The 21,238-nt window shown below is 54.4% G+C and carries 18 protein-coding genes; 7 read left to right on the plus strand and 11 right to left on the minus strand.

What is annotated here, in order from left to right:
• Window positions 1–4: 4 nt before the first annotated feature.
• On the minus strand, window positions 5–910 hold the full coding sequence (locus tag ACZ5AM_RS04715) for a pantoate kinase (protein ID WP_464915713.1): 906 nt from the start codon (window positions 908–910) through the stop codon (window positions 5–7).
• Window positions 911–2,869, minus strand: coding sequence for a ribosome rescue protein RqcH (gene rqcH / locus ACZ5AM_RS04720; RefSeq protein WP_464915714.1), 1,959 nt, complete (start codon window positions 2,867–2,869; stop codon window positions 911–913). It abuts the gene before it with no gap.
• Window positions 2,870–2,960: 91 nt separating this feature from the next.
• Between rqcH and ACZ5AM_RS04725 the strand changes: the two genes are divergently transcribed.
• Both ACZ5AM_RS04725 and ACZ5AM_RS04730 read left to right on the plus strand, forming a co-directional pair.
• Complete coding sequence (locus tag ACZ5AM_RS04725; protein WP_464915715.1) at window positions 2,961–4,013, plus strand: M20/M25/M40 family metallo-hydrolase; 1,053 nt, start codon at window positions 2,961–2,963, stop codon at window positions 4,011–4,013.
• A 48-nt stretch (window positions 4,014–4,061) separates the two neighbouring features.
• Window positions 4,062–5,126 (plus strand): AAA family ATPase, encoded by a 1,065-nt coding sequence (locus ACZ5AM_RS04730; protein WP_464915971.1) that lies wholly within the window; start codon window positions 4,062–4,064, stop codon window positions 5,124–5,126.
• A gap of 38 nt (window positions 5,127–5,164) precedes the next feature.
• Here ACZ5AM_RS04730 and ACZ5AM_RS04735 read toward each other — a convergent pair whose 3' ends face one another.
• Genes ACZ5AM_RS04735 through ACZ5AM_RS04745 form a run of 3 tightly spaced genes read right to left on the minus strand, consistent with a single transcriptional unit; the run spans window position 5,165 to window position 8,588 of the window.
• Window positions 5,165–7,948: a DEAD/DEAH box helicase gene (locus ACZ5AM_RS04735; RefSeq protein ID WP_464915716.1), complete on the minus strand. Its 2,784-nt coding sequence runs from the start codon at window positions 7,946–7,948 to the stop codon at window positions 5,165–5,167.
• A gap of 3 nt (window positions 7,949–7,951) precedes the next feature.
• Complete coding sequence (locus ACZ5AM_RS04740) at window positions 7,952–8,401, minus strand: PIN domain-containing protein (protein ID WP_464915717.1); 450 nt, start codon at window positions 8,399–8,401, stop codon at window positions 7,952–7,954.
• Window positions 8,385–8,588, minus strand: a complete 204-nt coding sequence (locus ACZ5AM_RS04745) for an antitoxin family protein (protein ID WP_464915718.1) — start codon at window positions 8,586–8,588, stop codon at window positions 8,385–8,387. Before ACZ5AM_RS04745 ends, ACZ5AM_RS04740 begins: the two co-directional genes overlap by 17 nt.
• Window positions 8,589–8,681: 93 nt before the next feature.
• Here ACZ5AM_RS04745 and ACZ5AM_RS04750 point away from each other — a divergent pair, with 93 nt between their 5' ends.
• Complete coding sequence (locus ACZ5AM_RS04750; RefSeq protein WP_464915972.1) at window positions 8,682–10,166, plus strand: MFS transporter; 1,485 nt, start codon at window positions 8,682–8,684, stop codon at window positions 10,164–10,166.
• 38 nt (window positions 10,167–10,204) lie between these two features.
• On the opposite strand, the gene ACZ5AM_RS04755 is transcribed toward ACZ5AM_RS04750, so the two are convergent.
• Window positions 10,205–11,344, minus strand: coding sequence for an iron-containing alcohol dehydrogenase (locus ACZ5AM_RS04755; RefSeq protein ID WP_464915973.1), 1,140 nt, complete (start codon window positions 11,342–11,344; stop codon window positions 10,205–10,207).
• A gap of 119 nt (window positions 11,345–11,463) precedes the next feature.
• Here ACZ5AM_RS04755 and ACZ5AM_RS04760 point away from each other — a divergent pair, with 119 nt between their 5' ends.
• Window positions 11,464–11,772 carry a hypothetical protein gene (locus tag ACZ5AM_RS04760; protein ID WP_464915719.1) on the plus strand — a complete coding sequence of 103 codons (309 nt, stop codon included), beginning with the start codon at window positions 11,464–11,466 and terminating at the stop codon, window positions 11,770–11,772.
• On the opposite strand, the gene mtnA is transcribed toward ACZ5AM_RS04760, so the two are convergent.
• Window positions 11,712–12,782, minus strand: a complete 1,071-nt coding sequence (gene mtnA, locus ACZ5AM_RS04765; protein ID WP_464915720.1) for an S-methyl-5-thioribose-1-phosphate isomerase — start codon at window positions 12,780–12,782, stop codon at window positions 11,712–11,714. The two genes, ACZ5AM_RS04760 and mtnA, sit on opposite strands and share 61 nt — an antisense overlap.
• 55 nt (window positions 12,783–12,837) lie before the next feature.
• On the opposite strand from mtnA, the gene ACZ5AM_RS04770 reads away from it, so the two are divergent.
• Window positions 12,838–13,371 carry an NTPase gene (locus ACZ5AM_RS04770; protein ID WP_464915974.1) on the plus strand — a complete coding sequence of 178 codons (534 nt, stop codon included), beginning with the start codon at window positions 12,838–12,840 and terminating at the stop codon, window positions 13,369–13,371.
• Here ACZ5AM_RS04770 and ACZ5AM_RS04775 read toward each other — a convergent pair.
• From ACZ5AM_RS04775 to albA, 3 genes are all read right to left on the minus strand, one after another.
• Window positions 13,368–13,898 (minus strand): CBS domain-containing protein, encoded by a 531-nt coding sequence (locus ACZ5AM_RS04775; RefSeq protein ID WP_464915975.1) that lies wholly within the window; start codon window positions 13,896–13,898, stop codon window positions 13,368–13,370. The genes ACZ5AM_RS04770 and ACZ5AM_RS04775 overlap by 4 nt on opposite strands.
• A gap of 24 nt (window positions 13,899–13,922) precedes the next feature.
• A complete protein-coding gene (locus ACZ5AM_RS04780; RefSeq protein ID WP_464915721.1) occupies window positions 13,923–14,636 on the minus strand; it encodes an ArsR/SmtB family transcription factor in 714 nt (237 codons plus the stop codon).
• 99 nt (window positions 14,637–14,735) lie between these two features.
• A complete protein-coding gene (gene albA / locus ACZ5AM_RS04785) occupies window positions 14,736–15,011 on the minus strand; it encodes a DNA-binding protein Alba (protein ID WP_010477671.1) in 276 nt (91 codons plus the stop codon).
• A 193-nt stretch (window positions 15,012–15,204) separates the two neighbouring features.
• Between albA and purB the strand changes: the two genes are divergently transcribed.
• Together purB and pyk are read left to right on the plus strand one after the other, a co-directional pair.
• On the plus strand, window positions 15,205–16,560 hold the full coding sequence (purB, locus tag ACZ5AM_RS04790; RefSeq protein ID WP_464915722.1) for an adenylosuccinate lyase: 1,356 nt from the start codon (window positions 15,205–15,207) through the stop codon (window positions 16,558–16,560).
• Between the two features lie 1,690 nt (window positions 16,561–18,250).
• A complete protein-coding gene (gene pyk / locus ACZ5AM_RS04795) occupies window positions 18,251–19,675 on the plus strand; it encodes a pyruvate kinase (RefSeq protein ID WP_464915723.1) in 1,425 nt (474 codons plus the stop codon).
• A gap of 48 nt (window positions 19,676–19,723) precedes the next feature.
• Here pyk and cysS read toward each other — a convergent pair whose 3' ends face one another.
• Entirely contained in the window at window positions 19,724–21,154 is a 1,431-nt protein-coding gene (gene cysS / locus ACZ5AM_RS04800; protein WP_464915724.1) for a cysteine--tRNA ligase, read from the minus strand.
• Window positions 21,155–21,238 lie beyond the last annotated feature (84 nt).

The raw sequence follows: 21,238 nt of genomic DNA on the forward strand, positions 1-21,238 counted from the left end.
ACACTCACCCCTCTATCCACCTTCCCACTTTGGGTCTCTCGTCGTAGACCTCGACAACGTCGTAGGGGAGCCCGAGGTCCGCCAATAGATCCTTGGCCCTCTTGAGTTCCTCCTCCCTCACGAGGGCAAACAGGCCCTTGCCGAGCATTATCATCGAGCTCGGGTTGCTGAGAACCCTATCGAGCTCCCTCGCCGTTTCCAGGAGCTCCCCGTCCAGCAGACCGGTTCTTTCGGCGAATTCCCTTGCCAGAACCATCATCCTCTCGGGCCTTGGATCCCGGAGGAGCTCTTCGAGGGCCTTTCCTCCCTCTACCTCGATCGACTTGATTACGTCGTCGTCCAGGACGTCCTTTGTGTGTAGCGGGCCGAGAGGAACGACAAGAACGCGGTAGCCCTCAAAGAACAGGTTGTCCACAACTCCCACCCCCGGTCCCCCGGCTTTGACGCGAACCTCGATTCCCCCTGCGAGCTGGCCCACCACGTCTCCAAGGCCGCCCCTGTGGATCACTTCGGCCTCGTGGGCAAGCTTCGAAGCGGAGAGCCACGTCCCGCCAAACGCGTAGCTCAGCGCCAGGGCCGTGCCGAGAGCACCTCCGGCGCTGTTGCCGAAGCCGTAGCCGTTAGGGAAGTCGGAATACTGCCAGATTTCGACCTCGCCGGTAAAATCCCCAGGGACGAGTTCCTCCGCCACCGAGTAGCTTATTATCGCGTCTTCCCTCTTCACAGGCTCGCCGTTGAAGGCCACGTGGATGTGCCTCTCGAGCGTTCCAGTTTCGATGCTCGCGAAGACGTTGGTTCCTTTGTCCAAGTTTATCCCGGCACCGAGCGAGCCGGCTTTAAGCGGGTCATTGTGGAAGACAGGAACGAAGAAGGCCGTTATGTGGGCTGGAACGAAGGCCCTGATCAGCATTCACTCACCCCCAACAACTTCGACAACGTCGCCGTTCCCGGGTGGAAGAACTGACATTATATCCTCTTCCCTCACCTTGTAGCCCCACTCCTCCAGGATGTGCCGTATCTTCTTCACGAGCTCGCTCTTCTTGAGTGAGCCGGGCCTCACCACGATGTACTTATCCGTGTGGACCTTTATCGCGTCTACCGGAGCGCAGACGACGAAGTCCTCTCCCTCGTAGTTTATCACGCCGATGGCGAGCTTGAGCGGAAGCCCGTGGAGCCAGTTCCTCTTTCCGTAGACCATGAAGGCGCCCTTTCCGAGGTATTCGCCGCTCGGGGTCTGCTTGGTGACTTGGTTGGGATGGGCCCAGTAAGCATCTTCGCTGTAAACTCCCCTGCTCCAGGCCTTGCTCATCGAAACCGCGAACTGGCAGGCCTCGAATATCGTCTTCTCCCCGGCCTTCTGGCCGTCCTTGATGACGACGTGGGGAGCGCCATAGACGTCGGCGTGGCAGTAGAGGTCGTTTTCGGCCATGTGCTTCTTTATGAGGATCTCGTTGGTGCTCGCGTCCTTACCCGCTAAAACCAGAAAGCCCTCGCTCGAAACGAACCAGCGGAACTTCTCGAACCACTTCTTCTTTCTCCTCTCGATTTTCTTGACGTTGAGTTCCTTCTTCATCTCCTCCTCGATGAGCTTCTCCACCTCGTCGAGCTTTCTCTTCGTATCCTCGTAGGCTTTCAAAGCACCCTCATGCTTGTGCCGGAACTTCTTGGCCTTCTCGTAGTAGAGCTCCGCGTTCTCGCCTATGCTCCTGTTGAGGTAAAGCCTGACCTTCCTGCCCTCGAGCTCTATCGTTACCGCCTTCTCCTTGGGGTCAATGCCTTTAACCATCAGCGCGACTTTGTTTCCGGCCTTCTTGCCCTCCTCGATTCTGCGCTTGAACTCGTCCCAGCCGAGGGTTTCGGTTGCCTTCCTGAACTCCTCGAGGAGTCTCTCGATGAGGGCGTAGTTTGCGTAGATCAAATCGCCTATCTCCTGGTTGGCTCTCGCGCCCTCCTCGAAGCCCTTCAGCATCTCCTCCTGTTTCTTTAGCGTCATGAGGAGCTGCCTCTTCTTTGCCTCGAGCCTCTTCGTCTGCTCTATCCTCGCCTTCTCGAGGGTTATTCTCCCGAAGTATTCATCAAGGGCCTCGCTGAAGGTGTTGAAGTAGCGCTTCTCAAGTCCCTCGTAGATTCTCAGCTCTATCGGGACGACGTCGTGCATGTTGCCGTCCTTGTAAACGATGTTGGGTCTCGGCTCGTCGTTGAAAGTTTTCAGCATCGCCTCGTAGACCCTCAGGAGGTCCTCGTCACTCAGCTCTTTAACCGGAGTCGTCTTCTCGAAGCCCGCCCGGATGGAAATCTCCTCGGCGTACATGCCGCCCATGTTGAGCTTTCTCGCCAAAGCGCGGACGAGTTCCAGGTTCTCGTCCTCCCTCATCAGCTCCAGGAAGCGCTCCTTCGAGACCTCGAGCGGGTTTTCCCTGGCCGGGGGATACTGGTATTCGGCCTTCGGCATTATCCGCCTGTCCTTGTACTCCTCGTAGCGGAGGGCTGCAATGATCTTGTTCTCAGAATCGACGAGGATGATGTTTCCGCGCCTGAAGAGCTCGCCGATGAGGGTGTAGTCCCCGATTCTTACCTTCACTATCCTGTCGAAGCCGTGCTGCTCTATGGCGTCGATGAATCCCCCGCTAAGGTGCTTCCTGAGGAGCATCGTGAAGCTCGACGGCTGCTTCGGCGCCTCCTTGACGTAGCTCGTGAGGTGGAACCTCTTTCCTGCCTGGAGGATCAAATCCGCCCTCCCCTCCTTCGTGCGGAGCTTTATCCTTATCTCGTCTCCGTCGTGGTAGACCTTGTCAACGCGCGCTCCAACCAGCCACTGAAGCTCTCTCACTACGTAACGTATGTCAACACTGCTCATTTCCTCCTTCATTCTCCCACCGAGAAGAGTTGGGGCCGGAGTTTAAAGGGTTGTCCCAGGTGGCTTTATAAGCTCCACCACGGACTATAGTTAGGTGACCCAAATGAAGACCGAACGCGCGAAGGAGATACTCCTTCAGCTCTTGAAAATTCCCTCCCCCTCCGGCAGGGAAGACAGGATAATGCTCCACATCATGGAGTTCCTCCACAGGCTCGACTACGACGTCCACATCGAGAGCGACGGCGAGATAATCGACTTGGTTGTAAACCCCGACGCGGAGCTTTTCTACGAGGTTCACGTCGATACCATTCCGGTAAGGGCCGAACCATTCGTCAGGGGCAACATAATCTACGGAACCGGTTCGAGCGACATAAAAGGGGGAGCGGCGGCAATACTCCTCATGATGGAGAGCCTGAAGAAAGAGGGAAAGGACCTCAACGTCGGCGTTGTTTTCGTCAGCGACGAGGAGCACGGGGGGAGGGGTTCCGCCCTCTTCATGGAGCGCTACAGGCCCAAGATGGCGGTCGTCCTGGAGCCGACCGATTTAGAGGTTCACATTGCCCACGCGGGCAACATAGAGGCCTACTTCGAGGTCGATGGCAAAGAAGCCCACGGGGCATGTCCAGAGAGCGGCGTTAACGCGATAGAGGAGACCTACAAGATGCTCGAGGAGATGAAGAAGCTCGAGCCCTTCAAGCAGAAGGGCAAGTACTTCGACCCGCACATTGGAATACAGGAGCTCGTCTGCGAGAACCCCGTCTATCTAATCCCCGCCCTCTGCAAGGGAAGGCTTGAGGCTAGGCTCCTCCCGGACCAGGAGGTTGAGGACATACTCGACCTTCTCGACCCGATATTCGACGAGTACACGCTGAAGTACGAGTACACCGAGATATGGGACGGCTACGAGCTTGAGCCGGACGAGGAGATAGTTCAACTCGCCAAGAAGGCGATGGAGAGGACGGAGGTAGACGAGTTCGGCGGCATGAGGAGCTGGACCGATGCGATAAACTTCATGTACAACGGGACAAAGACGATAGTCTTCGGCCCAGGCAACCTCGACATCTCGCACACGAAGAACGAGCACATCGACGTCAGGGACGTCGTTACCGCGAGCGAGTTCCTGAAGGTTCTCAACGAGGTCTACGGCGGCGAGTGAGGGCAAGCCTTATTAGGTGGGACCCCCCACCAGTAACTGGTGGGGAGTATGCTCTTCAACCCAAAGCCCAAGAGGAAGAGGGAAGAACTCTACGACCGTGAGGACGAGCTATCCACTATTGAGCGTTCCATTGAAAAAGGGGTTCCCCTCGTTGTTCTCCTCGGCATAAGGCGCCTTGGTAAAAGTTCGCTCCTTAACGTGGCCCTGAGTGAGAGTCCAGTAAAAAGCGTCAAGATCGATGCCAGGAAGGTTTACTCCCAGCTCGGGAGCGTTCCCCAGAGCGCACTCGCTGAAGTTATCCTCAAAGGATACCTCGAGGCCTTCCCCCGTGAGAGGATTATGAATGTGCTAAAGGGAATCCGGGGCGTTCGTATTGCTGGGGTAGGCCTTGAACTGAGCGTGGCTAAAGGAGTGAACCTTTCCGAAGTTCTTGAGCGGATAAACTCCCTCGGTGAGAGGTTTATCATTGCCATAGACGAGGCGCAGTACTTAAGGTTCTCCAACGCTAGGTACGCTGAGCTTATAGCATGGGCAACCGATGAGCTTGAAAACGTCAGCTTTATCCTCACCGGTTCAGAGATCGGCCTTCTTGAGGACTTTTTACGTATCCACGACCCCGAATCGGCCCTCTTTGGGAGGGCGCACGTGGAGATAAAGCTGAAGCGTTTTGAGAGACACCAGAGCCTCGATTTCCTCAGGAAAGGCTTTGAGGAGATAGGCCTCGAAGTTAGAAACGAGGAACTAGAGGAGGCCGTTGACGAACTCGACGGGATAGTTGGCTGGCTCACTCTCTACGGCTACAACCGTTACCTCGGCCTTTCCCACAGGGAAGCTCTCAAAAAGCTCAAGGAGGATGCCAAGAGGCTCATACTCAGCGAGTTCTCAAAGCTGAAAGAGCTCTCTCCCCGCTACGAACTGGCCATGCGGGCAGTCTCGAACGGCAGACACCGCTGGAAGGATGTCAAGGAGGCGGTGGAACTCCTTGAGGGGAAGAAAATCGACGACAAGAACTTTTCCAACATCCTTAACAACCTCGTCCGCTACGGCTACCTCGAAAAGACCGTGGAGGGCTACGTCATCCCCGATCCCCTCGTGGAGCTCGCGTTTAAGTGAGGAGCACCAGTTACTGGTAGGGGGTTAGCAAGGCCAGTCTACGATTCACCCTTCTTTTCTCCTTCTTCACCCTTCTCCTTCCTATCCACCCAGAAGCGCCTCGTCCTTATGAACTGCCTCTCGCGCTCCATGAGGGCCACTAAAAGCGCGTCGCCCCTATACTGGGCCAAGATTCTCGCGGCCGTGTCCGGCCCGGTTCCGTAGCTTGCCAAAGCCAAAACCGCCTCGAAGCCGTAGGAATCCACAAGGTCGGCAGCCTTGAGCAATTTCCTGTAGGTTCTCTCCTCCTTCCTCTCCAGCGGCTTTCCGTGGCGAACCTTCTCTAAAACCGGCAGAAACTCCTCCGCATCTATTGGGTGGGCGACCGCCAGCATCTTCGAGCCGCAGCGCGGGCACTCCCTGTCCCTAATGCTCCTCAGCCTTGAAACTTTCGTCTTCGAGTGCCAGCCGCAGTTGGTGCAGACCAGAACGACCTCATGGTCGAGCAACCTATTCCTGAACAGTTCGAGGATCTCGTCCCGCTCGAGCACACCCGTGAGCAGGAACTCTCCCCCAACAGTCATGTTGAGCCTCGCCAGCGTCGAGGGCTCCCTTCTAAGCTCGGTCTTTACCCGCATCGTGCCCCTCTTGAGCATCTCCAGCACGAGTTTTCCCTTGCGGACGTCCACCTTGTCGTGGTAGAGTTCGTTGAGGGTTTCCTTCTCTATCACCGTCCCCTCGAAGAGCCTCTCAACGCGCCTTATCTTAGCGTCCCTTCTCAGAGCACCAAAGCGCTTCGCGACGTTCAGCATGCGCCAGCGGTAAGCGTGAGAATCCCTCAGCGCCCTTGCCACGATGAACTCCAGGCTCTCAGGCTCCCCATAGATGTAGCCCTTTACCTCCTCCGGGTTCAGCTGGAAAGGCGTTTTAAACACAACTGCGTGGGCCTGCGCCCTGACCGAGAACACCCTGCCGTAACGGAGGATTAAAAACGAATGCACAAGCCTTCCAATGGCTTCGTTGGCCCTGTTGCCAAAGTCGGCGTGTATAACGAGCGCCTTGGTCGTGCTCTCGACGACGATGTCTCTGTCGGTCGAGAACGGCTCGTTCTTTATCTCCTCGAAGGCTCTCCTCAGCTCCTCCTCCCTGAAGTCGACGCCATCTAAAAGCTCCTTCGCCTTCTCGAAGTCAAAAGCTAACTCCCTCTTCAGCCTGCCGACCGCGAGGGCAACTCCGAATGGCACGGGAATCATTTCCCCTTCCCAGCTCGGTATCGCGCTCTCCAGGCTTTTGCTCTCGCGAACCTTCAAAAGCCGCGCCTCGTCGTCTATCTTGAGCACTATCCAGCTCCGCCCGTTCATCACGAAGTCCATGCCCTCTTCAAGGTCCATCACGAACCTCTCGTCGAGCCGTCCTATGACGTGGCCGCTTCCAGCATCGAAGACCCTCCACGAGACCTCATCCGGGATCGTCGAGAGGTTCTCGTAGTAGTACTGGAACGCCCCCCTGCGGAGGTAGAGGAGGTTTTTCTCCTCGTCGTAGCCTATCAAGCGGGCGTCCTCAAGAACTCCAAGGACATCGAGGTAATCTTCCCAGCTCAAATCTCTGTACACGTATGCCCTCCTCGCTATCTCGTAGGGCTTCTCGCGCGGCAGATGCCTGTACTCAACGAGCAGACCGACGATGAAGTGCGCAAGAACGTCGAGGCCGCCCATCGGTTCGACCGCCTCAAAGCGGCCCTCAAGGGCGTGCTTCGCTATCACCAAACTCTGGAGGTAGTCCTCGACGTTGGAGGTTATCACGTAGGCCTCGCTGACTTCTCCAATCCTGTGCTTCGCCCTTCCCGCGCGCTGGACCAAACGGTTCACCTGGCGAGGGCTCATGTACTGAATCACAACGTCGACGTCGCCAATGTCTATACCCAGCTCCATCGATGAAGTACAGATTAAAGCGCGGATTTTTCCCTCCTTGAGTGCCCTCTCCGCCTTTATCCTCGCCTCCTTGGCGAGGGAGCCGTGGTGAACCTCAACGGGCTTGCCCCAGGCCTTTAGCCTGTGGGCCAGAATCTCGGCGAATTGCCTGGTGTTCGTGAAAACCAGCGCCTTTCCGTGCCTCTCAACTATCTCCCAGAGGAACCTTAAGCGGGCCGCTATCTCCGGAGAGAGGCTCAGCTCCCGGGCGAGTTTTTCGTCTTTCTCGTCCGGCTTTGGATAGAGGACGTGGAAGCGGTAGTTCTTCTTCCAGGAAGGCTTTACTATGGTATCGGCTTTAAGCCACTCCCTTACCTCCTCCTCGTTGCCGACCGTGGCGGTCATTCCTATCCGCTTGAAGTCCGCTATCTCAGCCAGTCTCTCCAGATTGAGGAGAAGCTGCGCCCCGCGCTTGTTGTCAACCAGCTCGGCTATTTCATCCACGATGACGAACTCCACGTTCTCAAGGTGTTTTCTGAGTGATTTAACCGTCAGGATGACGCCGAGGGTTTCGGGGGTTATGATAAGCATTTGAGGTGGGTTCTTCGTCTGCTTGGCTTTTCTGTACGCTGAAGTGTCACCGTGCCTAACCTCGACAGTTATCCCGAGCTTCCTCCCCCACCACTCGAGCCTCTCGAGCAGATCCCTGTTCAGGGCCTTGAGCGGGGCTATGTATAGGGCCGAAATCGGTTTCAATCCCCCCTCAAGGATTTCATTGAACACGGGCAGGACAGCAGCCTCGGTCTTTCCCGAGCCAGTCGGGGCAATGATCAGGACGCTCTTCCCCGAGCTAACCTCCCTGAAAGCGTCCTGCTGGAGCCTGTTGAGTCTTCCGAAGCGCTCTCGAATGGCTTTCTTGAGGAGGGGGTGCATGGTTTAGGGGAGTATTTTTACCTCTTGAACTTTCCGGTAGTCTTCGTCGAAGGTGGCCAGGGCGTCAAGTCCATGCTCTATGCAAGTGGCCAGTATGGTTGCATCGTTTGGGAGAAGGCTGTATCTGAACATCAATCTCTTTATCAATCCCCAGTTCTGAGAATCCGGGAGGGTTGAAACCTCGAGCAGGTTCAAAGTTTCTTCGATTGCTTTGAAATCCTCGTGGAATGGGCCATATCCTTCCTTGGCGAGAAACTCCTTGAGCTTCCGATATGAGGTAATGCCGAGCTCTTTCTCGGCCTTTCTCCTGATCACGGAGTAGTGGAGTTCATTGAGAACCATGATGCTCACATACGTCTCTCCTGCCTTTAGAAGGGCTTCCGTTGCTTTTTCCGTGAGGGAGGTCTTAAAGAGGTAGTTGTAGAGAACGTTCGTGTCAAGGAGAACCCTCATCGAGCATCTCCCCAATGAACCTCTCTACGTCGTCTGCCTTGGCCTCTCCTAGTCTCCCGGCGAGCTTTTTTATTAGCTCATTTCTCCCGGTTATCTTTATCACCAGCTTGTCTCCTACCCTGGGTTCAACATCGTCCAGCAGTATAATCTCCCCGTGTCTGTAAACTCCCCTCACGACTTTCTCCATACCGCTCCCCAATGGACGTTTGGTACTCATCTCTTATAACCCTAACCGCTAAGCTTATAAACCAATATATCGCTCGATATGTCGGTGATAAAGATGAACGTTGCGAAGAACGGCGAGACCTACGACCTTGCCTACGCCAAGAGGGCAATGCTGGTGGTCATCATACTGCCCCTGCTCGTCATGTACACGGAAGCAATGCTCACTCCAGCTCTTCCGACCATCCAGAAGGAGTTCGCGATAAACCCCAACGACGTGAGCTGGGTTCTCACCATCTACCTCCTCGTTGGAACGGTCAGCGCGGCACTCTTCGGCAAGCTCGGGGACATGTACGGCAAGAAAAAGATGTTCCTCGTCACGCTCGGCTTCTACACGCTCGGCGTCATCCTCAACGGCTTCGCCCCGAGCTTCCAGTGGCTCCTCGTCACCAGGGCAATCCAGGGCTTTGGAATGGCCCTCTTCCCGCTGGCCTTCAGCCTCGTCCGCGAGGAGTTCCCGCCCAAAATGGTCCCGCAGGTTCAGGGAATGATAAGCGCGATGTTCGGGGTCGGTATGGTCATTGCCCTGCCCCTCGGCGCGTGGGTGACCCAGAACTACGGGTGGAGGTGGACATACCACTCGGCCGCCCCGCTGGCGATACTGATGCTCTTCCTCTCCTGGAAGGTGCTGAGGGAGAGCCGCTACATAAACCCCGGAAAGATAGACTGGATCGGTGCACTCCTGCTCACCACGGCGGTCGTCCCGGCCCTCGTCGGCGTGACCAGAGCCCCGAACATAGGCTGGACGGCGGAGCAGACGCTCCTCCTTTTCGGTGTGGCCATAGTCAGCGCGATTCTCCTTGTCCTCTGGGAGAAGAAGGCAGAGAACCCGCTGATACCTCTCGACATAATCTCGGCCAGAAACCCCGCCATAGTCAACATAGGAATAATGTTCGCGGCCTTCGGAATCTCGATGATGAGCCAGGCCAACACCTACATCTTCCAGATGCAGCCTCCCTACGGCTTCGGGAAGACGATACTCCAGAGCGGGCTCCTCATGACGCCAATGGCGCTGGCGATGCTCGTCGTCGCGCCGCTCGCGGGCAAGATAATGCCCAAGGTCGGTGCGAAGCCCCTCGCTATAACAGGGGCCCTTACAGCATCGCTCTCCCTGGCGTTCCTGGCGAAGTACGTCACCCAGCTCTCCCTCTGGGAGTTCGTGGCGATGATAACCATCGTCGGGACGGGGATAACGCTCATGAACATCTCCCTCATCAACGTGCTGGTCTTCTCCGTCCCGCCGAGGGTCATGGGGATAGCGACCGGCTCCAACAGCCTCTTCAGGAACTTCGGTTCCACATGGGGACCGGCAATAGCCGGAACGGTGATGAGCACCTACTACATCCTCTTCCACCCGCCGGGAGCGCCCGAGTGGGTTCGCATCAAGATACCGACGCCCACAGCCTACGAAGTGCTCTTCGGGGCTTCGGCGGCCGTGTTCATGTTCCTCGCCCTGCTGAGCCTCGCGATAGTCGAGGTCATGAAGGGCGGCAAGATAAAGGAGGTGGAGGACGAGGGAGAAAAGGAGGTGGCGGTCGGATGATTTCCTTTCTCTCTCATTCTCTCCTTCTCTTTCAGCCTTCACTTCCCGTAAAACGCCTTTAGATACAGCTCCCGTATCTCCTCGGGCTTTGGCTCCACGGGATTGAAGGCTATTAACCCGTCACGGTAGGCCTGCTCCGCCATTTCCTCGACCTTCGAGACGAAGGTCTCCTCATCCACCAGCTCACTCAGGGAAGGAACACCCAGCATCTCGTTCAGCTCCCTGACGACCTCGATGAGGTCTTTGGCCGTCTGGAACCCTAGCTCCCTCGCTATCTCGGCGTAGCGCTTTCTGGCGTAGTCGCTCCTCTCGGCGTTGAACTCCATCACGTAGGGTAGCAGTATCGCGTTGAGCAGTCCGTGCGGTCCTATCCACGCCGCTTTGTGGCTCATCGCATGGCACAGGCCGAGGCGCGCGTTCAGGAACGCTATTCCCGCCATCGTGGCCGCGTAGTGAACCCTTGCCCTCGCATCTTCGTCTCCCTTGACCGAGAGCGGGAGCCACTTGTAAACGGTCTTTATCGCCCCAATGGCCATTGCGTCGCTGAAGGGGTTTGCAACCTTCGTCGTGTATGCCTCTATCCCGTGGACGAGCACATCAAGGCCGGAGTTCCTGGCAACCTCCGCCGGCATCGTCCTCGGGAGTCTCGGGTCAAGGATGGCAACGTCCGGCGCTATGTCCGGCGTTACTATGTTGTACTTGACGTCTCCCTTCTTCAGCACGCTCGCCGCTGAGACCTCGCTCCCGGCGCCGCTCGTTGAGGGTATCGCGATGAGCGGCGTCCTGAGTTTTGGAACCGGCTTGGGGCTTGAGAAGCGGTCGATGAATGCTATCTCCTCAAAGTCCAGTTCTGGGGCATCGTAGAAGACCTTTAAAGCTTTGGTCGTGTCGATGACGCTCCCACCGCCGAGGGCAACGAGCAGGTCGGGCTGGAACTCCTCCCTCAACTTGGGCAGCAGCTCCTCGACCGTCTCGACGCTCGGCTCCGCAGGCAGGCCCGCTATTGAGAAGACCTCGGCCCCGGCTTCCCTCACGTAGTCCTCGGCCTCGCTCAGGAATCCGTGCCTCTTCATCGACCTTGAGGAGAGTATGAGGACGCGCTCGTATCCTCTAACCTCCTCGGAGAGGGCCTTCAAACTCCCTTCACCTTCGATAATCCGGGTTTTCAGCCAGAACATAGGCACCACCGAAGAATGTTGGACTGAGGGGCTTTTTAACGTTCCCGGCCGGTTTAACCGCGGGTTCAAAACCTTCCGGTTTAAAAATCCTTTAATTTCGGGTGGCAATTGAATAAACTATGCGCGTCAGGGGGAGAATAGTTGGGGAGAGGGGCGCCTTTCCCTTTGAGGTGCTGAAAACTTGGGAGGGAATCTCTCTGAAGGTTGAACTTCCGGGCGAACCCTTTGAATATTCAACCGACTGCCACTGCCTCGAACCCCTTGAGCTCCTCGGCCTCATCCTACCCGCCCTGGAGGAAGAGGTCGGCGAAATAAAAGGCGTTTTCGTTGAGGAGGTCAGTGAGAAAAGAGAAGGGGAGGGAAAATTTCATTCCCTCTTAAAGAGCCTGCGGAGGTTTCTCTCAAACGGCGGCCATACGACGCCCTGATCCGTGATTATTCCCGTGAGGTACTTGTGCGGTGTCACGTCGAAGGCAGGGTTGTAGACGTCAACGTCCGGTGCAATCTTGCAGCCGCCGCAGGTGAGGACTTCCTCCGGCTTGCGCTCCTCTATGGGTATCTCCTTCCCGCTCTTGAGGCTCATGTCTATCGTTGAAAGCGGTGCCACTGTGAAGAAAGGTATCCCGTGCTCCCTCGCGAGAACTGCCAAACTGTAGGTTCCTATCTTGTTGGCGAAGTCGCCGTTCGCCACAATCCTATCGGCGCCGACTATTATGGCATCCACCTTGCCCTGCTGCATTACGAAGCCTGCCATGTTGTCGGTTATAAGCTTCAGCGGAATGCCATCGTAGTGGTACTCCCATGCACTCAGGCGGGCGCCCTGAAGGACGGGCCTCGTCTCGTCCACCCAGAGGAGCTTAAGGTTTCCATCCTTGTGCATGACCCTGAGAACCGCTCCAACCGTTCCGAGCTGGACAGTGGCGAGGCTGCCGGCGTTGCAGTGAGTTAGAACGTTCCCCTCGGGCAGAACCTCCGCCCCATAATGCCCCATTCTCAGGTTGGCCTCAACGTCCTCGTCCGCTATCTTCTGGGCTTCGCTCACGATGAGGCCCTTTATCTCCTCCAGCGGGCTCTCAAGGTGCTCTTCCACGAGCCTCTTGATCCTGTTGAGCGCCCAGAATAGGTTCACCGCTGTGGGTCTAGTGTTCTTGAGCCTCTCGTAAGCGGAGTAAAATCCGTCCATGAACTCGTCTTTCGTTTTAGCTTTAGACGTGTCCGCGTAGAGGGCCAAGCCAAAGGCCGCTGCAGCTCCGATAGCAGGTGCCCCGCGGACCTTCATCGTGACTATTGCCTCGGCGACCTCGTCAACGGTCGTCAGCTCTATCGTCTTGAACTCCCTCGGAAGGAGAGTCTGGTCGATCATGATGACCTTTCCCTTCTCGTACCCCACGCTCCTCGGCAGCCTCGTGAGTTCCTCGGGTTTATACCTCAACTCCACCGCTATCACCCCAAAGGGTTTAAGGGAAGAACTTAAAGCTCCTTCGGTGAGTGAAATGGTGCTGAGAATATTCGTGACCGGCCCCGCCGGTGTTGGAAAGACGACTTTAGTGGAGAGGGTTGCGAAGGAAGCCGACCGCTGGGGCTACATCGTCGGCGGAATGATAACGCGGGAAGTGCGCAGGGGCGGAAGGCGCGTCGGGTTCAGAATCACCGCCCTCGACACCGGCGAGGAAGGAACCCTTGCAAGCATCAGGGGGACGTCCCACCTGCCGGGAGTTCCCTTCGGGAAGTACGTCGTCCACGTCGACGAGATCGAGCGCGTCGCCGTTCCTGCCATAAAGCGCGCTTTGGTCGAGGCCGATTTAATTGTCATTGACGAAATCGGCCCGATGGAGTACAAGAGCGACGAGTTCACCAGGGCCGTTGGGGAAGTTCTGAAGTCTGAGAAACCCCTTCTAGCTGTCGTCCACAGGCACTTCGTTGACAGGTTCCGCCCATTAGGCGAGGTTCATACATTGAGCTTCGAGAACAGAAACGCGGAGTTTGGGGTAATCTTAGATAAGGTTATGAAAGAGCTGAAGGGCTAAAGGTTTAGGCTGTCCTTGCAGCTCTCGCACACCCACTTTTCGCCGCCCTCGATGTAGACCCTGTAGAGGGGCCCGTACTGGCCGCAGATCTCGCATATCCCGTAGACCTCGGTCTCCTCCTCGCTTTCCTCCTCTTCTTCCTGGTTGTACGTGTTGAGGGCCGCTAGTAGGTCCGCTGCAGTTACGAATCCGACGGGCTTTCCAAGTCTGGTCACGAGGAGCCTCCTTATTCCCTTCTCCATCATCCTGTCGATGGCGTCTTGGATGCTGTAGTCGTCCTCGATCGTTATGGGGTTCTCCGTCATGACCTCCTCAACCTTGACCTTCTTCGGATCCTTGCCCTTGGCAACCACCTTGTCGAGGATGTCCCTGTCGGTTATTATTCCAACGATCTCGTCCCCTTTGACGACGACGGCGCTTCCAACCTTGTTGCGCGCGAGAACCCTCGCGACTCTGTGAACCGTATCGCCCGGCTTTACGATTATTGCCTTCCTCTTGACCACCTGGCCCACCGCGATCTCTGCCAACCCTATCACCCCTTTCATGGGGGGTTACTCTTGGGTCTTAAAAACGTTTTGGGATTTTCTCCTCAACAGCCAGTATGACAGCAGGAAAGTGATAACGAACGTTAATACCGCCAGATACAGGGGGAAGTGATTTCCTCCTCCGCCCCCGACTTGGTGGGTGCCCATCGTTGCGTTGTCGAGGGTGATTGTAACCGGCGTGGAGATGGCCGTGCTGGATGTGGTATACGGGCCCTTTCCGGTGTTGACGAACTTTGAGGCGTTTTCCACGGCGAAGGAGACGTTGGTAACGTTCATCAGGGCCGTTTCTCCGGCCGGCCTTGATCCGAGGAGCCTGTGTGCGGCGATATAAACCAGCGTCGATAGAAAAGACGCCAACCCAAGGCTTATGACGTGGAGCCTCTCGAGGGTCACCAGCTTTTTGGTCACCTTGCCGGCGTCGCGGCGGGGGACTATCAGGATGGGCCTGTTCGATGCGCGGTACAGCTTTACCTCCTGGAGCTTCTTTCCGTACTTTTTCCCAGCGACCTCGACGAGTCCAACCCGGAGCATCCTGTCTATATGGTAACTCACGGTGGAGAGGGGAAAGCCCAGTTCCTCCGAGAGCTGGGTTATCGACTTGGGTTCGTCCTCAATCGCATGGAGAATTGCCAGGGCCTTCTCGTTAGTTATGATCTGGGCCAGAAGCTTCGCCGTTTCGTCGTTGATGTCAATGACCTTTCCGTCCCCCACCAAAGCCACCCTGAGAGGTTAGGGCTAGGGGGTATTAAAACTTTCCACAGCTTCAAAAGGACTTGAAGCAAAAGGGCATGAGAGTAAAAGGAAAGGGATTTAATCAACTCACGGCTTCTCGAGAACGATCTCGATGGTCGAGGTGTTGGCGGTCCTGCCGTCGGCGGTCGGAAGCTCCTCGGTGCCGATCTTGATCTCCTTGACCCTGACCTCTGGGAGGAACCTGTTCCTGACGATCTCGGCGACGTCAACGGCCCTGCTGATAGCCCTACCGCGAGCCTTCACGGTGACCTCCTTGGCGCCCTCGTTGAACTGGGTTATAACGGCCAGGACGTAGTTCATAACCGGCTTCTTTCCGATGTAGACGACGTGCTCCTCAGCCATTTCTGGCACCTCCGGAAGTTTTGTCGTTAGGCTATCGCCGGGATGTGGTTAAATACTTTTCGGTTTCTTTATTCCCCCGAAGTCGTACCCCTGGCAGGTGCATTCAAACCCCCTGTGGCGATTCCGGATTTAGCACACTTATGTTGAAGAAACGTTTTAATATCCTTACTATTGACATCCACACGGTGATGAGATGGCCGTTCATCCGATAGACTACAGATACGGGAGCGAGAAGATGCGCCGTATATGGGACGAGGAGAACAAGCTTCAAAAGTTGCTTGACGTTGAGGCGGCTTTGGCAAGGGCTCACGCAAAGGTTGGAAACATACCGGAGGAAAGCGCACGCGTGATCTCCGAGAGGGCCAACACGAAGTGGGTTAAACTTGACCGTGTTAAGGAGATAGAGGCCGAGATACACCACGACATAATGGCCGTTGTCAAAGCTTTAAGCGAGGTCTGTGGCGAGCACGGGAAGTACATCCACCTCGGTGCAACTTCTAACGACATAATAGACACCGCCAACGCGCTCCTGATAAAGGAGAGCCTAGCTATAATGGAGAATGATCTAAAGAAACTCCGCTCCGTTCTGAAGAAACTCGCGGAGGAGCACAAGTACACCGTCTGCATAGGAAGGACTCACGGACAGCACGCGGTTCCAACAACGTACGGCATGAAGTTCGCAATATGGCTCGACGAGGTTCAGAGGCACATCGACAGGCTTAACGAACTCAAGGAGAGGGTTCTCGTCGGCCAGATGAGCGGGGCCGTTGGGACGATGGCGAGTTTTGGAGAGAAGGGATTTGAGATACAGAGGCTAGTCATGGAAGACCTTGGACTAAAGTCCGTGAGGATAAGTAACCAGATAATTCAGAGGGACATTTACGCAGAGTTGACGATGTTCCTTGCACTCGTCGCGTCAACCCTCGACAAGATCACCCTCGAGATAAGAAACCTCCAGAGAACTGAAATCTTAGAGGTCAGCGAGCCCTTTGGAAAGAAGCAGGTCGGTTCTTCAACTATGCCCCACAAGAGGAACCCCATAAGGAGCGAGAAGGTGAGCGGTCTGGCAAGGGTTCTCTACTCCAACGTGATTCCGGCCTTGCTAAACAACCCGCTCTGGCACGAGAGAGATTTAACCAACTCCTCGGTGGAAAGGGTCATCCTACCGGAGAGCTTCGTTCTCATTGACGAGATGCTGAAGAACACCATAAAGATCCTGAGCGGCCTCGAGTTCTTCCCTGAGAACATAGAGCGCAACCTCTACCTGACCAACAACCTGATAATGGCCGAACCGTTGATGCTCAAGCTCGCCGAGAAGGGCATGGGGAGGCAGGAGGCGCACGAACTCGTGAGGAGGCTCGCTATGGAAGCCTTCCGCGAGGGAAGGGATCTCCTCGAGGTCGTAAAAGAGAACGAAGAGGTTAGAAAGTTCCTCAGCGATGGGGATATAGCTTCCCTAAAGCCCGAGAACTACATTGGGCTGGCACCGCAGATAGTGGACAACGTAATAGCCTTTATAGAGGAGAAAGAGCGCGAAGAGGGCAGTTGAGAGCTCTAATGCTTTTTTCTGGCTTTCTTCTTTCTTTCGTGTATCTCATTCTCCTGTGCGGATTGACTCTCAAATTTTTCTGTTAATTTTGACTTTTGGAAATCTTCATAAAAATACTTTTAGAAATCTTATTTTTATACGTTTTAGTCAAGTTATTTAAATAAAATTTATAAGCTCTGATATTATCACACAATTAATGCGATGTTAAATTTACGAATAAAAATATTAGAATTTTTGGATTTTGAACTATTCTATAAAGTAAAATTTGCACAATGTACACGTTGTCTATAGCAGAGCTGCTTGGAGAAGGTATCAAGGTCCCCTCCCGGTTCAAAAATGCGGTCTTTTGAGTTGTGAGAGCCGGCATCTTTATTGCCAAATTTGGTTACGATTTAAGGTGGTTATAATGCGGGTGACATCTGCAAAGTTGCTTCTGGGGGATAAGTTCGTGAGCGCCTGTCTCGATACATCATGATAAGGATACATCATAAGCAGAGGCGGGTATGGTGTCATACGATACCTGAGTTCCTGGAGGCAACCTTTTGATCTTCTACCTGTCGACTGAACTGACGGCATCTGTGTAGCTGGTTTGTTAGTGAGAGCTATTTTACCATTATTCCAGCTTGTGCAGTCAAATTGTTATCTTCTCCTCGACGCAAATGGTCTTCATCCGTTAGGTCTTGTGCCCTCGCCGGTCACACTATACGTCTTAGCGTGCCGGTTGAACAGTGTATACACTTGGAACGGGCTGATGCCGGTGGGATTCTCAGCTTCAAGATGCATCTCAAGTAACGTTGCATGATGGTTTTTGGTCGATCCGTGTCGATTGACTATGTGTCAGTTCGTTAATCGGTCTCTCTGGGATTGTGCCCCCTGCCGACCCGCTCAATGCACTTTTATGTCCACATGAATTAGATATAATGTACCTTATATCTAAATTTAAGGTATAGATATGTGCATAAGAGTGGCAAAGGGTATAGCAAGGTCGGGCTCCCTTTACTATTTACATGAGTTATAGTGAGATCCCAGTGGTTGCGTGAGTGTTGAGGATTCGTGGATTCTCGTTCACCCTTGGACTAGCCCATTCCAAAGCTTGTGTCAGATATATCGGCCTTCAGGGGTTATAAGAAATTCGGGGAACGAGTTGCTAGGTAACACGGTAGTAGAACTCTAAACTTGTTAATAGGCGTATAATTGCTTTCGGGTCCTAATTGTGTTTTGAAGTATTTCTTCTTTGCTTTATAACTACCTTTAGTCGTAAACAAATTTTGGCTCTAATGGTCGGGGCATATTTGGGGCTTTGTTCTATTTAGGAATCATGTCTCTCTGGTCCCGCGCACATGGTGTGTTACTTTGTTCGGGGTTTTAAATATCCTACTTAAAATAGTTAAAAATGGTGATTTTTTACTATTTAGATTCTAGTTTTAATTAAAATTTTATTTTTAAATTAGTATGTTGTATAAAACGTGTTTCATAATAACTATTTAAAATAGTATAAATTAGAAGAACAAAATAAAACTTAAAATTACTTTTATACTAAGTATCAATTCTCTGCATTTTCCAAGAGATGTACGTAAAATTCCGTAAGAATAAGTTGGTTGTAAATTCTATTATTTTTTGTAAAATTTACAAAAAAATATCTGGAAAAGGTTAAATCGAATAACTGCGAATACCCCTTGGTGAGAGCACTATGAGACTCCCTACCCACAAAACAAAGATCGTGGCAACGATAGGTCCGGCCTCTGACGACAGAAAAACTCTAGAGTCCCTCATAAAGGTAGGCATGAGCGTTGCGAGGATAAACTTCTCGCACGGCACGTTCGAGGAGCACCAAAAGAGAATCGAAAGAATAAGAAGAGCTGCTGAAAGGGTTGGCAGGAGGGTAGCGCTTCTGGGAGACCTGCCAGGAGTCAAGATAAGAGTTGGGGAGATCCTTGGTGGGAAGGTTGAACTCCGCCGCAATCAGACGGTAACTTTGACCGTTAAGGACGTTGAGGGGATGGAGGGCCTGATCCCCGTGGAATTCAAGAACTTTCCAAAACTGGTCTCTCCAGGGGACGTGATATACCTCAGCGACGGCTTCATAGTTCTCAAAGTCGTGAAGGTCTCGGATACAGACGTTGTATGTAAAGTGATTGCGGGGGGAACACTCTACTCCCACAAGGGCATCAACATCCCCAACGCGAGGATCCCCTTGGAGGCAGTGACGAGGAGGGACTTTGAGATCCTGGAGTTCATGGTGGAAAACGGGGTTGATGCGGTCGGTATAAGCTTCGTGGGTTCTGCCTACGACGTCCTTAAGATCAGACATTTCCTTGAGCAGAGGGATTCCAGGATGTTCGTCATTTCGAAGATAGAGAGACCCGACGCCATCAGGAACTTCGATGAGATCCTATCAGCTTCGGACGGCGTCATGATAGCGAGGGGAGACCTCGGTGTTGAAATGCCCATTGAGAAGCTCCCCATCCTCCAGAAACGGCTCATTGGGAAGGCCATGATGGCGGGAAAGCCCGCTATAGTGGCCACACAGATGCTCGAAAGTATGACGACCGAGAAGCTTCCCACTCGGGCGGAAGTCACCGATGTTGCAAACGCTATACTCGATGGAGCCGACGCGGTTATGCTCTCGGAGGAAACCGCGATAGGGAAATACCCTGTTGACGCGGTCAGGATGATGGCCAAGATAGCCCGGGCCACAGAGGCGTACAGGGAGAGTTTTGGAAACGTCAGGATGCTAGAGTGGAAGGAGAAGATCCCCAAGAGAGGTACCATAAAGGACGCCATTACGAGGAGCATCATAGAGGCCCTGCAGGTTGTTGATGCCAAATACATCTTGACTCCCACTAAAAACGGGTACACCGCCCGTCTGATCTCCCGCTTCAGGCCGAAGCAGTGGATACTCGCGTTCACGAGCGATGAGAAAGTGGCCAACGGGCTGATGTTCAGCTATGGTGTCTATCCCTTCGTCGTGGAGAGCCACGATGAGAACGAGATCATCCGCCTGATAAAGGGCCTGGGCCTTGCCAAGGAGGATGACACCGTGCTCCTGACCAAGGGAGCGCCGGTTGGGAAGACAGTGGGAACGAACACCGTAAGAATTTTCCAGATCCCGTGATTTTTATCTTCTCTTCTAAAGGTTAAAAGGGGGCCAAAAAGAAACCCTTCACACCTTTATCCGTTTCCACACCGTGCCCTGCGGAGTATCCTCGAGCTGAATCCCAAGCTCCCTCAGCTCGGCCCTTATCTTGTCCGCCAGCGCGAAGTTCCTCTCCTTTCTGAGCTGGGCGCGCACCTCTATGAGGAGCTTTATGAGTTCCTCCTCCTCTCCAGCTTTCTGCTCCCTGAAGTACTCCTCGAAGATGCCGAAGACCTCGCTCACGATCTTGAAGAACTCCCAGGCCTTCCTCAGTATGCTCTCCTTTGGCGTCTTCACCTGAGTTAAATAGCGGTTTACGGCGTTTGATACTTCAAAGACGGCCTTCAGGGCCTCGGCAGTGTTGAAGTCGTCGTCCATTGCCTCATAGAACTTCTCCCTCGCGTTCCTTATCGCCTCGTAGGCCTCGAACTCGGGCTTCTCCCAGCGGAAGGAGATCTCAGCCCTCTCCATCGATACACGGATGTTCTCGAGGGTGTTGTAGAGCCTCTCAAGGTTGTTCTTGGCGTGCTTCATGCCCTCCTCCGTGTAGTCGAGCGGCGATCTGTAGTGCCTCTGGAGCACGAAGAGCCTTATCACCTCGGGGTCGTAGCGCTTCAGGGCTTCCCTGATGGTTATGAAGTTTCCAAGGCTCTTGCTCATCTTCTCGCCGTTGACCATGAGAAAGCCCGTGTGCATCCAGTAGCGGACCCACTCGTGGCCGGTGCACGCTTCCGTCTGAGCAATCTCATTCTCGTGGTGCGGGAAGATGAGGTCGTTTCCGCCGCCGTGGATGTCGAAGCTCTCGCCGAGGTATTTGGTACTCATCGTGGAGCATTCTATATGCCAGCCTGGTCTTCCCTCACCCCAAGGGCTTTCCCACTTTGGCTCTCCGGGCTTCGCCTTCTTCCAGAGGGCAAAGTCCTCGGGGTTCTTCTTGCCCTCACCGGGCTCGACGCGTGCTCCCTTAACGAGGTCCTCCACCTTTATCTTGCTCAGCTTGCCATAGTCCTTGAACTTGCGAACCTCGAAGTAGACCCCATCGCTCCCCTCGTAGGCGTAGCCCTTCTCCTGAAGCTTTTTCACGAAGTCAATGATGTCATCAATGTGCTCGGTGACGCGCGGATATATGTCGGCCGGCTTGACCTTGAGGGCGGCCATGTCCTCAAGGAAGTACCTCAGGAACTTCTCGGCAAGCTCCTTCGGGTCTTCGCCGGTCTCGTTCGCCCTCTTGATGATTTTATCGTCTATATCCGTGAAGTTCATGACCATCAAGACCGTGTAGCCGCGGTGCTCCAGGTAGCGCCTAACCACGTCGAAGGCTATGTAGGTTCTGGCGTGACCTATGTGGGTGTAATCGTAAACCGTCGGACCGCAGACGTACATCCTGACCTCGCCCTCTCTGAGCGGCCTGAACTCCTCCTTCTGCCTCGTCAGGGTGTTGTATATCCTTATGGCCATCTTCTCACCACCGGGGAAACTTCACGGGGGCGTTTTATTAGGTTATCGCCGTTGCTTTGATCAATTCTGTGTACTTGGAACTTC

The organism is Thermococcus fumicolans (assembly GCF_055386755.1).